9 protein-coding genes are annotated in these 14,681 nt (G+C 62.6%); 1 reads left to right on the forward strand and 8 read right to left on the reverse strand.

Annotated features, from left to right (window positions below):
* Positions 1-145: 145 nt before the first annotated feature.
* The 6 genes from RAD10_RS25180 to RAD10_RS25205 all read right to left on the reverse strand — a co-directional run bounded on the left by RAD10_RS25180 (position 146) and on the right by RAD10_RS25205 (position 11,274).
* A complete protein-coding gene (locus tag RAD10_RS25180) occupies positions 146-4,054 on the reverse strand; it encodes an RHS repeat domain-containing protein (RefSeq protein ID WP_461619610.1) in 3,909 nt (1,302 codons plus the stop codon).
* 555 nt (positions 4,055-4,609) lie between these two features.
* Positions 4,610-6,001, reverse strand: coding sequence for a hypothetical protein (locus tag RAD10_RS25185; protein ID WP_461619611.1), 1,392 nt, complete (start codon positions 5,999-6,001; stop codon positions 4,610-4,612).
* Positions 5,998-7,275, reverse strand: a complete 1,278-nt coding sequence (locus RAD10_RS25190) for a glycosyltransferase family 4 protein (RefSeq protein ID WP_461619612.1) — start codon at positions 7,273-7,275, stop codon at positions 5,998-6,000. Before RAD10_RS25190 ends, RAD10_RS25185 begins: the two co-directional genes overlap by 4 nt.
* Before the next feature lie 30 nt (positions 7,276-7,305).
* Positions 7,306-8,637 carry a hypothetical protein gene (locus RAD10_RS25195; protein ID WP_461619613.1) on the reverse strand — a complete coding sequence of 444 codons (1,332 nt, stop codon included), beginning with the start codon at positions 8,635-8,637 and terminating at the stop codon, positions 7,306-7,308.
* Between the two features lie 119 nt (positions 8,638-8,756).
* The gene (locus RAD10_RS25200) at positions 8,757-9,896 is read right to left on the reverse strand and encodes a glycosyltransferase (protein ID WP_461619614.1); all 1,140 of its coding nucleotides are present in this window, start codon (positions 9,894-9,896) and stop codon (positions 8,757-8,759) included.
* Positions 9,897-10,170: 274 nt separating this feature from the next.
* Positions 10,171-11,274 (reverse strand): glycosyltransferase family 4 protein, encoded by a 1,104-nt coding sequence (locus RAD10_RS25205; protein ID WP_461619615.1) that lies wholly within the window; start codon positions 11,272-11,274, stop codon positions 10,171-10,173.
* A gap of 181 nt (positions 11,275-11,455) precedes the next feature.
* Between RAD10_RS25205 and RAD10_RS25210 the strand changes: the two genes are divergently transcribed.
* A complete protein-coding gene (locus RAD10_RS25210) occupies positions 11,456-12,331 on the forward strand; it encodes an aldose 1-epimerase family protein (RefSeq protein ID WP_461619616.1) in 876 nt (291 codons plus the stop codon).
* A 28-nt stretch (positions 12,332-12,359) separates the two neighbouring features.
* On the opposite strand, the gene RAD10_RS25215 is transcribed toward RAD10_RS25210, so the two are convergent.
* Entirely contained in the window at positions 12,360-13,208 is an 849-nt protein-coding gene (locus RAD10_RS25215; protein ID WP_461619617.1) for an MBL fold metallo-hydrolase, read from the reverse strand.
* A gap of 92 nt (positions 13,209-13,300) precedes the next feature.
* A complete protein-coding gene (locus RAD10_RS25220; RefSeq protein WP_461619618.1) occupies positions 13,301-14,458 on the reverse strand; it encodes an acyltransferase family protein in 1,158 nt (385 codons plus the stop codon).
* Positions 14,459-14,681 lie beyond the last annotated feature (223 nt).

A 14,681-nucleotide genomic window follows, 5' to 3' on the forward strand; every position in this document is an offset into this window, starting at 1 on the left:
CTCGAAACCATCTTGCCAAGGAGTGAACGTCTTCATCGCCTAGCTCTGCCTCTTGATGAGGCAGACGCCTATTGAGCGGGCCGGGACCTTGGCTGGTCCCGGCCCGTGTCAACGTTGATGCGGTCTTGTGGTCAGTTCGCCGTGCTCAGACGAACACGAAATCGTGGCTCGTCAGGCTGCTGACATACACGTTCTTCAGCAGGATCGAATCATTGGCCGAGAACGTGATCAGCGCATTCGTGCCGGACTGCGTCATCTGCAGATGACTGTAGTCAGCGGCCAGGAGTTTCGAGATCTGGACCACGTCGTGAGTTGTGCCGTCACCGGCCTGGAAGTTGAGGATCTGGTCCTGGCCGTGATCGTAGGCAACCGTTGTCGAGTTTGGCGCGGCCGAGAACACGTCATTGCCGGACCCGCCCTGGATCGTCACGCCGCCGGCGACGGCCGTGACATTGTGGGTGCCGTCGGCCTTGCTCTGATCGAAGAATTGCAGCGCACTGGCCGAGTTGTAGTTCTCGTGCTGCGTCGTGCCAGTCTGTCCGTTGAAGTTGAACAGGAAGACGTCCTTCGAGCCGTCGACGTTGTTGGCGATCTCCTGGGTCTTGGTCCCGGAGCTGTTGTAGATGTCGGTCAGCTTGCTGCCGTCGTCATGGATGACCTGGGTATAGTCCAGAGTGCCGTCGGCGTGGGTCCGGGTGAGCTCGACCATCTTGCCCGAGGCATCGAGGTGCTGATGCTGGGTCGTATAGGACTGCCCGGTGATGTTGTAGTTCCAGTTGTCGGACGTGCCATCGGCGTTCTTGATGTAGGCAGCGCTCTTCACGCCGCCGGCATAGACGGTCGTGGAGCTGTAACCATCGCTCTTGGTCGTCACCTCGCTGGTGATGACGCCGTTGGCATCGTACCAGTCGGAGGTCTTGGTGCCGTCGGCGCTCTGCTCCAGCGTGAAGGCCAGGCTGTTGTCCGCGTGGGTGCGAACGATATCGGTGAGGAAGCCGGTCGAATCGTAACTGTCGTGCTCGTTCGTGTAGTTCTGGCCGACCACGTTGAACTGGAAGACGTCCTTCGACCCGTCGGCGTGGTAGTCGGTTTCCGTCTTCTTGACGCCTGATGCATCGTAGTTGGTGACCACGCTGCTGCCGTCGCTGTTGACGACCTGGGTATAGTCGAGCGAGTTGTCGGCATGCCAGCGGGTCACCTCGGTGGTCTGGCCCGATGGATCGAGGTGCTGATACTGCGTGGTATAGCTCCGCCCGGTGATGTTGTAGCTGTAGTTGTCGTGACTCATGTCCGCGTTGGTGATGTAAGCCGCGGTCTTGACGCCATTGGTGTACACTGTGGTCGAGCTGTAACCGCTCGGCTTCTGGACGACCTCGCTGGTGAGCACGCCGCTGGCATCGTACCAGTCCGTGGTCTTGGCCCCATCGGCACTCTGCACCAGCTTGAACGCCATGCTGCCGTCGGCGTGCTTGCGAATCAGCGTGGTGAGGAAGCCGGTCGCATCGTAGATGTCGTGTTCGGTCGTGTAGGTCTGGCCGGTGATGTTGAAGAGGAAAACGTCCTTGCTGCCGTCGGCGTGATAGTCGGTTTCCTTGGTCCGCGTTCCCGCGGAATCATAATTGGTGACGACGCTGCTGCCGTCGCCGTTGATCACCTGGGTATAGTCGAGCGTGCCGTCGGCATGCTTGCGGGTCACGGCGGTGACCTTGCCGGACGGATCGACGTGCTGGATCAGCGTGGTGTAGCTCTGGCCGGTGATGCCATAGGCATAATTGTCCTGGCTGCCGTCGGCATTCTTGACATAGGCGTTGGTCTTGACGCCGTTGCTGTAGAGCGTGGTTGAGGAGAAGCCGTCGGCCTTCTGGATCACCTCGCTGGTGAGGCTGCCGGCCGCATTGTACCAATCGGTCGTCTTGGTGCCGTCGGTCGTCTGAGTTAGCTTGAAGGCGAGGCTGCCGTCGGTGTGCAGCCGCGTCAGGCTGGTGAGAAAACCGGTCGAATTGTAGACGTCGTGCTCGGTCGTGTAGTTCTGGCCCGTGATGTTGTAGGTCCAGACATCCTTGCTGTGGTCGGCATGATAGGCGGTCTCGACCAGCTTGACGCCGGTGGCGCTATAGGTGGTGATCACGCTGCTGCCGTCGGCGTTGTAGACCTGCGTCGAGTCCAGCGAGCCGTCGGCATGGCTGCGGGTCACCGAGGTGACCTTTCCGGATGCATCGAGATGCTGAACCTGGGTGGTGAAGCTCTTGCCCGTGATGCCGTAGGTGTAATTGTCCTGCGAGCCGTCGGCATTCTTGACGTAGGCGGCCGTCTTCACGCCGCTCGTGTAGAGCGTGGTGGAGTAATAGCCGTCGGACTTCTGGACGACTTCGCTCAGAAGGGTTCCGGCCGTGTTGTAGGTGTCGGTGGTCCTGGTTGCGTCGGTGCCGACATGAACGAATTTCGTCTTCACGCCGCCGGTGTAGCTGATCAGGTCCTTGGACCCATCGGTGTAGGCGACGGTGGTCGAGGTCGGCTGTCCGCTCGCATTCAGGCCGGTGTCCGACTTCGACACAAGCGTTCCGCTGGAATTATAGGTCTTCGTGCTGCTCCAGGTCGCAGCCGAGTTCGTCACCGAGAACGAGTAGCCGCCCTGGATCTTGGAGAGGGCGCTGCTGTAATGGGCGATCATGTAGTCCATGGTCGCCTTCGAGGCGACCGGCAGGACGTGCGAATCGCTCAGCGTGATGGTCTGCAGGGCCGTGGAGTCGCTGAGGTCGGACAGTTGCGGCACGATCTCGGCGGCCGTGCCGCTGACAGTGGTCCTTGTATCCGGCGGAGTCGTGGTCGTTGGAGGCGCGTCGATCTCGATGATCAGCGGGTGATCGCTGACCGGGATGGTGATCGTGCTGACGTCGGTGTAGCTGGCGATCGCCGTGGTCCCCGTCAGCGTGTCGTACACCTTCACCGAATGATGCACGCCGCCGAGGTTCACCGTGACGGTCTCGGTCGGATTGGAAATCTCGGTGTCGTTGGCGTCCTTCCAGAGCTTCGGCTCGGCCCACACGACGAGCTCGTAGGCGCCGTTGCTCTTGCCGAGCACCATGCTGTTGCCTGTGGCTGGCATGTTGCTGAGGGTGTAGTTCAACGGATCAGTCGGCTGCAGGCTGCCCTTGCCGTCGTCCGCCAGAATGGTCGTCAGGTTGTGAATGGCGGTGGCGGCGAGCTTCGGCGTCCCGTCGGAATTGAACAGTCCGAAATTGGCCTCGGGATTGGTATTGCCGGCGGAGGAGTCGCGGTCGAAGAGCTCGTAGAGATAAGTCGCGCTGACGCCGGCCTTGTAGGCATCGACCAAGGTGTTCAGGATCGATTTGGCCTGCACCGTCTCGTTGACGCCGAGATATTGGGTGTTGGCCTGCGTGGTGTAGCCGGTTTCGGTGATGACGACCGGCTTTCCCGGTGCCGCGGTCATCACTGCGCTCAGTGTCGCCGCAATGGAGCTGCTGGTCGTCAGGCTGGTGCTGACATAGGCATGGGCGTTGGCGTAGTCGACCGAGCCCGACATGTTGCCGAGCTGGCTGTACCCCTGCGGATCGTTGTAGGCCAGTGACAGATTGTAGACGGGGATGCTGCCGAGCGCGGCGTTGGCGTTGACGGCCTGATAGAGCGCGCTCTGGAACTGAGCTGCGGCGGAAAGGCTCGAGCTGCCGTTGTAGCTGAAGGGCTGGTGATTGGCCTCGTTGAGCCCTTCGATGGCGCTGATGCTGCCCGGGTGGCTCGCCGCGAACTTCTGGAGCGAGGCGATGTAGTTCTGCAGCCCGGTTGTGCCGGTCTGGGGCAGCGCGGATGACACCAGGAAGTCGAACTTGTAGCCGGCAGCGGCCAGACCCTCGACGACGGGTTGCGCGGCCGGGCTGGTCCCCATGGCGTCGCGGAGGTGGGTGACGCCGAGATACTCGAGGTCATCGACCATGAGCGCGAGATTGTTGTAGCCGGTCCAGCCGAAGCCGGCGTGCGTGTTGACGCCGATGGAGTCGATGAAGCCGCTGGCGGACAGGATGGTTTGATCGGACATTGCACACTCGAGTTTCAGCGCGAACGAAATTGCTCGCAGGGATTGCGTTCAAGCTTCTCTGTCGAGTGTGAATTTCAGATAAAAATGGAAGCTACAAATCGTGAGCGAAACGAGGTTCCTTGTGCAGGAACAGACTTGCTCTGTGTTGCAGCAGAATATTGATGCGATGCCCGGGCAGCATGGCGTGAGGAAGGCGCTTTCAAGATTTTCGCGATTTGCACTGCTGAATGTATGCGCAGGCGCGCGAATTGGATTCTATATGACAGATTTTGAACGAGCGTCGGCGCGCTCGCGGCGCGCGAGGTCGGCAAGGAGCAGCAAGACATTTTCTCGCTGGCCGTCAATCGAAGTATCTTCGTCTCATTCCTCGCGCAGCTCGCGCTTTCCTGCACGGGAAGTTCGCAGATGCCGCTTCCATGGGCGGTTAAGCTAATCAATTTACTCGTAATGGTTGTGGTTGCTCGGGGATGGTGCAGCGTTCGCCGGGGGATCTGTTGATGAAGACCTGGTTCCGGATCGGAACCAGATCTGCTTCGCACGCCGCTGGGCGACCAATCAGCCGCGGCGGGCCAGCATCAGAAAATCTCCGCGCCATCCGATGACCGCCGTTGCAATCGCGGCGATCGCGATCTTGCCGGCCAGCCATGCCGCGGGCTCCGTCGGTATCGAACCGAGCGATCCGATCAGGATTGCGGCCACCCCCGCCTGCATGACCAACGGCCAGCGCGGGAACGCCTCAAACCGCAGCGTAGGACCGAGTGCGACCAGTATGGTCGCGAGCGTGGCGAGCGAAGCACAGCTGACCGCCGCTCGCGGCGGCAGGCCGGCCGATACCGCGACCACGGCGAAGGACACGACGAGGGCGAGCTGGCCGGCCGCGACGACGACGAGCCTCGTCGCCAGCTTCTCGAGGTGGGGAACGACCGCGATCGTCGCCTGCAAATGGGTGTGCAGGAAATAGAAGGCGGCGACCGTTGGCGCCGTCTCCAGAAAGCCATCCAGGCTCGCCTGCGGCACCAGGATACGGGCGGCATCTGGAATGAATCCAATGAGACCACCGAGCAGCACGAGGGTCGTGCAGATCATGAATTCGAACATTCGCCGCGCCGACTGCACCGACTTTGCGCTGCCTCCGTGTTCGAAATCGTTGACCACTTCGGGATAGCTCACGGTGTGGATCGCGGCATTGAGGACCCAGAAGGGACGTTGCAGGAGGTCGAGCGCAATCGAAAATCCAGCCCCGGCCCCGGTCGCGCCCAGCCGGCCGAGGACGATGACACGGAGCAGCACCGGCACCGACAGATGGATGACGGACGCGCCCGCCGCGAGCATGCCGTAGCGGGAGAAATCCTTCCAGTCGGCCAGCACCGCCTGCAGCGAGACGCGCTCCATCGGGGTGCGATAGGCGACAAGGCCGGCGAGCAGGCCGAGGGCGTGACCCGAGGCAATACCGAGCAGCGCTGCTTCGGCCGTTCCCGAGATCATTGCCCCCGCGGCGGCTCCGATCAGAAGGGCGGTGGCACGCAACGCAAGCAGAAAGGATGCGATGCCCAGCCGGTCGGACAGGCGGACCGACAGGAAGTAAAGATCCGTTAAGCCCTGAAGCACGGATATGCCGAGGCCCAACGCGACGATCCCCGTCGGGAGCACGCTGGCCAGAGACGCGCAGCTCCCGACCACGACGAGCGCGGCTGCGCTCGACAGGCCTGCTGCAAACAGCGACCACCTCAGCCGCGCCGCCTCGTTTTCTTTGGCTGCCGCCAGAAACCGCAGTCCGGCCAGCTGCAGCCACTCGAACATCAGGACGCAGAGCAATTGGCTCGAGGCCAGCGCGAGGGAAAAGTTGGTGTAGTCGGCGGCGGGCAACAGATGGCTGATCGCGAAGATCAGGATGATCGCCGCGGCGCTCTGGTAGACATAGCCCGCCATCGCGAGGAGGCGTGTCATCGCGGAATGAGGCGCTCCTTGCCGACGACGGACGGTCCGTGTGGCGCTTCGGCCGTTGCTGCGCGCACGTGCGACATCCGCTGCTCGCGCAATTGTTCATACAGGTTCTTGTATGACGACAGCACGTCGGAGAATATCCACTTGTTGGTATCGGCGATCAGGCGCCGGCTGATCTCGTCGATCTTGTGCGGATCGGCTGCGACCGCGAGCATGCTCTTGGCCAGGGATTGTGGATCGGCTTCGGTCAGCCAGCCGGTCACCCCGTGCTGGATGACCTCGGGCATGCCGCCGAAGCGCGTTCCCAGCAGCGGCCTGCCCGCCGCCTTGGCATCTGCGACGACCAGCGGACCGGGGTCGTGCCAGATGGAGGGCGCGACCACCACGTCGACCTGCTTGTAGAAATCGTCCGGCGCCACGAAGCCCATGAACTCTATTCGCGCATCCGGCGCGAGCGTCCTGAGGCGTCGCTGTTCCTCGTCGCTGACCCGGCCGGCGATCATCATGCGGATGCGATCGCGGGGCAGCAGGGCTAGGGCGCGCATCAGGTTCTCGATGCCCTTTTCCTCCGTGAGACGGCCGATGAACCCGAACGTCACTTCCGTGGTGCAGATGGGGCGGGGATAGGGCTCGTGCGGCGGCTCGGTCGAGGCGTTGCGGATCACGGTGCGGATCGGCGTCTCCGAGAACATGCCCATGTCGGTATGAATGGACAGGACGCGCTCGCTCACGCCGACCACGGCGCTGAGCCAATGCGTGGCGCGCTTGCGGTGAAAGCTCAGAATTCCGCAGCTCTTGCAAGTGTGCTCGCAGGACCGTCCATTCTCGAAGCGGGAGCAGCGCGGACAGGTCAGGTAATAGTCGTGAAGCGTATGGAGCACGGGGACCCCGAGCTGGGCGGCAACGCGCCAGACCGCGGTGGTGAGTCCCGACAGATTGTTGGAGTGCAGCACGTCCGGCTTGAAGGCCCGGATGCGTTCCGCGATCAGGGGGGCCTGCATCTGCCAGTCGTCGACCGCGTGCCAGATGCTACGCAGCGCGACGTTCTTCTGCTCCGTGAAGGGCAGATACACGTTTCGCACCGGCGCGGAATAGACGTTGATGCCGTCGCAGGTTTCCGGAGCCTGATGAGGCGTGGATGCGGCCCGGATCACTTCCACCTCGTCACCGCGCTGCACCAGGCCTTCGGCGAAACGCCGGGCGAAAATCTCCGCGCCGCCGACGATCTTTGGGGCCTGAGGCGTCGGATAAAGCGTGGACGTCAAAAGAACTTTCATCGCGTCAACCTCATGTCTGCAAAATCGCGTCTACCGCGCCGGCCTTATCTCCAGGGCGGGAACGGCACTGTCATTGGCTGCAATCAGAACCGGTGTGCTCGAAACGGGGATCCAGACCCCGGACGCAGGCCTTGCCGCCTGGTCGCACGGCATCGCAAAGCTTGTGCCCTGTTGATCGCCCTTGAGCCGGATCTCGTAACGTCGGTCCGGGGCCTCGGACCAGACCGCAACTCTGCCGCCGGAAGCCGTCGATGCATTGATCGACACGACGCCGCTGGCGAGCTCGCGGCGCTCGGCACTCAGGCTGGGGCGAATGAAGGCCCAGGCCCCCTGGGCCGCGCAGGCAACCGGCTTTGGCGAATTATCGAAACGATAGAGTCCGAAATTATCCTCCAGCTCCGACGGGTTCTTTCCACTGTCCTTGAGCTCGTAGAGCCACATGCCCTTGAGCCAGCGCGCCGCGGTCGACGCCCACAGGATCAGCTGCGCGGTATTGTCGGCCTGGGCCTGCTCGCTGACGCCGCATTTGTTGGTGGCCGTGGTCCAGCCCGTCTCGGTGACATAGATCGGGAAGTCAGGATTTCCGCTGGCCTGGCCGACCATACGGTGAAACGCCGTGAGCCGGTCGATGATCTCGGCCGACGTGCGCTTGCTCGGGCCCATGCAGAAATTGTAGAGATGGATCGAAGCACCGTCCGCATACTGAAGAATGCCGGTTCGCAGCATCTTCTCCGTCCATGTCCAGCCCGGATCGTCGCCGAGAGCTCCGACCAGGAAAGGCGCATGCGGTGCAACGCGCTTCACCGCCGGCCGCGCGGCTTGCGCGAGCGCCAGATAGTTCTCCGGCGAGAACGCCGGATCCTTCTTCGCCGCCAGATTCCATTCGTTCCAGAGTTCGAAGACCGGATGCTGTGCCACGACCGATTGCGCCGCCGCCGCGGCATAATCGGCGAACCGCTGCCGTGCCTCATCGGTGGTCGGTGGCGAGGAATTCGGAACCAGATGATGGCCGAAGGCGAGGATCAGGAGGGGGCGCGCGACGCCGGACCTGACTTGCGCTTCGAGCCTGCCGAGCCTGGGCGTGAAGCCCATCCGGCGTCCCCCCACCTCGAAATCGGACCAGGGAAAATCATCGCGGAAGGCGTTGAGGCCGAGCTGCTTGATCTGCGCGACGTTTTCCGAAGGAACGTATCCGCGTGCGCTCACCGGGCCACCCAGCCCCTGATGGGTGCCGACGCCAAGCAGGAATCGGGCATCGAGCGGCTGCGCCTGCTGTGCGCAGACAGAGACCGGCAGAAAAATCGATGCGATGAGGCCCGCGAGGCGGAAGCTGCCGCGAACCAAGGTGCGTGAGAATATCATCGGCTAGTTCATGCTCGCGCGTGCTGCGTTCGCGGTGGCACCCAGTCCGGTCAATGACATCGCCATCGCGATCTCCTGCATCTGCGAGGGCAAGTGTGAACGTCGAGCCGCCCAGGCCATCAGAAATTCTTGGAGAGGTCCGACTGCAGCCCCGCCTTCGCGTCGATCGGTGTCCGGTCGTCATGGAGCAGCTCGGCATAGACCTGCTGCAATTGCCCATGCGTCTTCTGAACGTCATAAAACTGCTTGAACCGGTCGTAGCCGCGCTGTCCCAGCACCTTGAGGTCGAGATCGAGTGCTCGCCGGAAGCCGTCGACGAGCGGCTGGACCGCGACGGGCTCGCAAAGCACGCCGGTCACGCCATCGACGACGATCTCGGGCAATGCTCCGCTGCGGAACGCCAGAATGGGTTTGGCCGCACGCATCGCTTCCAGGGCAACGAGGCCGAAGGCTTCCCATCGTGACGGGATCACGACGAGGTCGGCAGCCTCAAGCTGGGTCTCGATGGTCGGGCGATCGAGCCAGCCCAACAGGGACACGTTGGACGGGACGCTCGGGCCTTCGTACTTATTGACGACGGAGGCGCCGATCATGCGGATCTCCAGCACATCCTCGAGCGAGCGTGCCGCTTCGATCAGGAGATCAAAGCCCTTCTGGCGGTCCAGGCGTCCAATGAACAGGACCTTGACCTTCTTGGACGTCCAGTCGGCCGCGACAGGCTGCGGCGTGCGGCTCTTCGAGATGCCGTTATGGACGAGGGTGAGGCGCTCGGCGGGAATTCCAGCGCGAACGGCTTCGTTGAACTCGTCGCTCGAGATGCAGATGATTCGGTCCGACGTGCGGGCAAGGAGGTTCTCCGCCGCTTTCGTCACGAGATGACTGAGGCGGCCGGTCTCGCGTGAAAACGCCCAGCCGTGCGGGCAATAGACGACGCGCGGACCGTCGGAGCGGGCGGCCAGCGCCGGGCGCAGCACGAGGCCTGCAAACGAGGAATGCAGGTGGACGACATCAGGACGAAAAGCATCCAGCGCTTGCATGCTTGCGCGCAACATCTGGAATAGCCCGGCGATGCCGCGGCCGGATCGTTCGAACGTCGTAATCTGGTTGTCATCGATCGCCGGAAGATCGCGACGATGATCCGACGGCACGACGTAGTGCACGTTCCCGGCGCCGAAGCTCGCCTGTTGCTGTGGGTGCAACTCGTTCAGGTAGCTGGCAATCCCGCCCCGGATCGTCTCGGCGATGTGCAGCACTTTCATCGTTTGCCTTCCGTAGGGCGGCGTTGGAGAGCCGGACATCCTGTATCCCTGTTCTGAGTTCGCTAGTGTTCGCTAGTGCGAGAGACAGTTCCTCGAATACGTAGCGATATTGGGGCAGCGATGTGGTGATGTTGCGCCAAGCTCTTTGCGCGCATGATTGTCATAGGAAGAACGAAAACAATTCGTGGAACCATATGCACGTGCGCGAGTTGCAGCCAGTTGCAAATTGTTTGTGCGAAAACCGATGCGCGCGATGAGCGAAGTGCATCGAACTTCAAGCAGCGCTGGCAATGTTTGCCGATGGTGTGAGATGATCGAGCAGCGACTTCGCCGACTTCTGCCACGAAAAGAACGCAACGCGTTCCTGCTGCCGCCGGCGCTCCTGATCGGAGATGGCGCCGATTGCCAATCTTTCGAGCATCAGTTGCTTCAATGATTCGGCATCATTGGCGTCAAAATACGCAGCGGCGTCGGCGCACGTCTCCACGACCGCATCGGCCGTCGAGGCGATGACCGGGCAACCGAAGATCATGGCTTCGAGCGGCGGCACGCCGAAACCTTCATAGAGCGAAGGAAACACGAACGCCGATGCATGCGCATAGAGAGCGGCGATCTCGCTGTCCGTTAGACGCCCGGCGAGCAGCAGGCCGGCAGCGCTCTCGCCCGAATTGTCTTGAAAGACCTTGCTGTTGTCGCCGCCGACGATGACCAGGGGAACGTCAGTCCGGTCGAGCAGCTGGATGGCACGGATCGCGACCGAAAGATTCTTGTTCTTGGTTCTGGAGCCCACATAGAGAAAGAACTTCTGCGGCCGAATGCCGAGCCGGGCAATGATGTCGGGATCAGGCTTCGTCCTGGCGAAGTGTTCGGCGCTATTGGGGAAAACCGGGATCGCCGTTGCTGACAGATTCAGCACCTCGGCAAGCTCTTTGCGCGAAAATGCCGATACGGTTGCGATGCTTGCGTGCCGGGCGAGCAGCCGGCCCATGGTTCGGTGAACTGCCAGATAGCGCCAGTTGAAGAAGTCGGGCCTGCGAAAGACTTGTGCGTCGTGGATCACCACAATGTGGTCGCGATGGAACACGGGGCCTGAATTGGCGAGACTGATCAAGCGGCCTCCCGCAGCGGCGCGCGCCAGGTCGATTTGGTCCCAGGCGTGCCCGCGCAAGCGGCCGACGGCACGAATCTTGATTCGCTCCAGCTGGAGCTGCTCGCTTGCATCCACGGGCGTCAGCAACTGCCAGTCTGCGTTCCGTAGCGAGGCGGGAGTTTGCTCCGACGCCAAAAGCACGTCGATCGCCTTGACGATCTCGGCGGCATAACGCTGAACGCCGGTGAGCTTTTGCGACAGAAAGCGGCCGTTGATGAAGAATTTCAATTGGCTACCACAATGGTTGATCGGAGTCCGGGTCGACCCTGCAACAAGCAGGCGGGGGACGAACCGCAAAGGAGCAACCGTTAGGTACAGAAATATGACGCAGCCTTGCACAGTGGAGACGCCCCGCCTGCATGGCTGGCGCTGCCTTGCTGCATGTGAGGTCGCGGTGTAGATGTCCGCCATGAGTGACGATACCCACTCCCTCCGCAGCGGAGGGCTGACCGCGACCATCAAGGCGCACGGCGCCGAGCTGTGCTCGTTGAAGGACAATGTCACCGAGTTCGTCTGGCAGGCCGGGCCGGAATGGCCGCGCCATGCGCCGCTGCTGTTTCCGATCGTGGGGCGCCTCGCCGGGGACGAATTGCGGCACCGGGGCAAGACATACCGGATGACCCAGCATGGCTTTGCGCGCGACAGCCGCTTTGCATGGACGGAGCGTGGCGAAAGCCGCTGCACGCTGGTGCTCGAAGACAGCGAGACGACCCGCGCGCTCTATCCGTTCGCGTTCCGTCTGACCGCAATCTATAAGCTCGACGCCGCCGGCCTCGATCTGACACTTACGATCGCCAACACCGGCAAGGAGACATTGCCGGCTTCGATCGGCGGCCATCCCGCCTTCAATTGGCCCCTCCAGCCCGAAAGCGCGAAAGAGGACTACGCGCTGACCTTTGCGAAGGTGGAATCGTCTCCCGTCCGCCGTCTTGATGGCGGGCTGCTGCGCGCGGCCGCGGAGCCTGGTCCCGTCAAGGGTACGCAGCTGACCTTGTCCGAGTCCCTGTTCGTCGATGACGCCATCATCTTCGACCGGATCGAGAGCAACGCGGTCCGCTATGCTGCGTCTTCCGGCCCCTGGCTGAAGATGTCTTGGCGAGGCTTTCGCGAGCTAGGCGTCTGGTCGAAACCGTCGGGCGCGCCGTTCCTCTGTATCGAGCCCTGGCGCGGCTATGCCAGTCCCGCCGGCTTTGACGGCGAGTTCACGGACAAGCCGGGCCTGATGCATATCGCGCCGGGTGCGGAAGAGCGCTTGTCGTTCCGGATCGAGGTCGGATCGTCTTGAGGCCGAAGGGCGAGCTGAGCGTCGGCCCTCAGACCTCGATGCGCGTGAGATCCTCGCCGAGCACGACCGGCCCCGCATAATCCTGCCGGACATCCGCAAGCAGCGCGTTCAGCATGGCATCGTCGGCGCGCGGCCGGTGATGAGTCAGCGCGAGCTTTTTGACGCCGGCCTTGGCCGCAACCTTGCCGACGGTGTCGCCGCAGGCGATCGTGAATTTCGCAAGGCGGCGGAGGTGCTCGTTGTTGATCTCCGGCGTTGCAAGAAAACAGCACTGGACAAGCAAATCGGCTCCCTCAGCCAGCCGCTCGAGCCCGGGGCAGGGGACCGTGTCGCCCGAAATTGCAATGATCTTGCCCTCCGCCTCGAAGCGGTAGCCGAGACACATCCATCGCGCGAGAAATGCCGGCGGCATGTCGAGGCCGTCGCCATGCGACACCAGCCCGGCGCTGATCTTCCAGCGCCCGGTGTCGAGAACGGGCCCCGGGATGATGTCCGTCGCGACGACGGGTTTCCAGCCGCCGAAGGCCGGCTCGCCCTTATCGCGCCAGGCGATGTCCTTGTCGTAGACCTGCGTGATCAGCGTGTTGACGAGCCGTTCGGTGTCCGGCGGTCCATAGATGCGCAGATCGTCCTTGCGACCATGCATCCATGAATTCAGCATCACATCGTAGAGATCGCCGATGTGGTCGAAATGGTGATGGGTGAGGAAGACCGTGTTGATCGCGCCGAGCGGAACGCCGGCCTTGCTGAGCTGGACCACGACGCCGCGGCCGGCGTCGAACAGGATATTCTCGTCGCCGAGCCTGATCAGCGTGGTCGTCGCCATGCGGCGCGGGTCCGGCCGCGGGCCGCCGGTGCCGAGCAGTATGACCTCCATGGTGCCTACTCCAGCGTGAAGAGTCTCCACAGTAGAGTTTAAGGCGGCAATGAAGCAAGCCGCATCGGGGCGGCAGGGACGGAGCAGGGGCTTCAGCGCGTGCCGGCCGCAGTGGCGGCGATGGTCGGCGGGAGGATCGATCGGTCCGATCCCGCCGACGTCAGACGGTGAGCGAGATCCTGCGCGCGCTGCTCGACCAGATTCCAGGTCGCGCGCGCGACGAGATAGCTCAGCGCGGCGGTGACGACATAGGCGATGAGCAGCGAGACCAGTCCATCGGCGAGCGGCCAGATCTGATGCAGGCTGTAGATCACCGCGAAGTGCGACAGGTACATCGAATAGGAATTGCGGCCGAGCGCCTCGAGCGGCTGGAAGCGGATCGCAAGCTTGATGCAGCCGGCAACCAGTGCGCCGAGCACGAGGTTGATCATGAGATAGTTGAATTCGTGCGAGCCGGTTATGCGGTTGGCGAGGAAGGACAGCGCGATGAAGACCGCGTAGAACGCTGCGTCCGTCCGGGCAAACCCGTCGCGTAGCGCGAAGAACAGCGCGCATCCGACCAGGAAGACCGGAAGCTGGTTCAGGAAGCTGATGTGCAGCGTGGTCCAGACGAACGCTTCGTGACCGGGACCGTAATAGGCGGAGAACAGCGCGAAAGCCCACGGCTTGAACAGGCAGACATTGACGAGATGCAGCACGATCGCCAGCGCGAGATAGAGATGGCGGCGCGACCCGAACGCGGTGATCAGAAGCGGGAAGACGAGATAGAAGGTCATCTCGGCCGCGATCGACCAGTCGCCGGGCACGACGCTGTTGACGCTGTCCGGCCAGAAGCCGTGCAGGAACGTCGCGGTGAGGATCACTTGAACGGGCCCGATGCCGTTGGGCGCGTTGTCGCTCGGCCCGGTGCCGTTGATGACGAGGTAGATCGGGATCGCGAGCCAGAACAGTGGCGCGATGCGCAGGAAGCGGCGAATATAGAACTTCCGCGTCGGACTGGTTTCGACACGCTGCGTCCACATCAGGCACATCGTCATGGCGCTGACGAAGTAGAACACGTTGACGCCGGTCCAGCCGCACATGAAGGCGTAGTCGACGGCGTGGATATTCGACGGAAACGACTGCGAGACGTGGATGGCCATCACGCCGGCGATGGCGAGGCCGCGCAGGACATCGAGCGTGTGCGAACGGCCGAACGGCGCCGTGCCTTGCTCGGTTCGACCGGCAGCCAACCGGGCCTGCCCCTGCATCACGTCTGCTCCGTGGTTTCACATTGTGCGGGCGGGACAATAGAGGCGCAGGTGGGCCTTCCGAAGCCGAAGGCCATTTTTACGTTAACCGGCGGTTGAGTCCGAAGCCGAATGTGAGGGATCGGCGGCGCAAGGCCCCTGCAGGGGCCGTCCCGCGCTATGATGCGCGGAATGAGAATTGTGGGCCAATTCATACTTAATCCCTAGAAATCATGACCAATAT

Source organism: Bradyrhizobium sp. 23AC (genome assembly GCF_054863025.1).

Bases quoted from the DNA above. Each gene is read 5' to 3' on its own strand.
- RAD10_RS25195 (WP_461619613.1), bottom strand. From the start codon at position 8,637: ATGATATTCTCACGCACCTTGGTTCGCGGCAGCTTCCGCCTCGCGGGC.
- RAD10_RS25185 (WP_461619611.1), bottom strand. From the start codon at position 6,001: ATGACACGCCTCCTCGCGATGGCGGGCTATGTCTACCAGAGCGCCGCG.
- RAD10_RS25190 (WP_461619612.1), bottom strand. From the start codon at position 7,275: ATGAAAGTTCTTTTGACGTCCACGCTTTATCCGACGCCTCAGGCCCCA.
- RAD10_RS25200 (WP_461619614.1), bottom strand. From the start codon at position 9,896: ATGAAAGTGCTGCACATCGCCGAGACGATCCGGGGCGGGATTGCCAGC.
- RAD10_RS25215 (WP_461619617.1), bottom strand. From the start codon at position 13,208: ATGGAGGTCATACTGCTCGGCACCGGCGGCCCGCGGCCGGACCCGCGC.
- RAD10_RS25180 (WP_461619610.1), bottom strand. From the start codon at position 4,054: ATGTCCGATCAAACCATCCTGTCCGCCAGCGGCTTCATCGACTCCATC.
- RAD10_RS25220 (WP_461619618.1), bottom strand. From the start codon at position 14,458: ATGCAGGGGCAGGCCCGGTTGGCTGCCGGTCGAACCGAGCAAGGCACG.
- RAD10_RS25210 (WP_461619616.1), top strand. From the start codon at position 11,456: ATGAGTGACGATACCCACTCCCTCCGCAGCGGAGGGCTGACCGCGACC.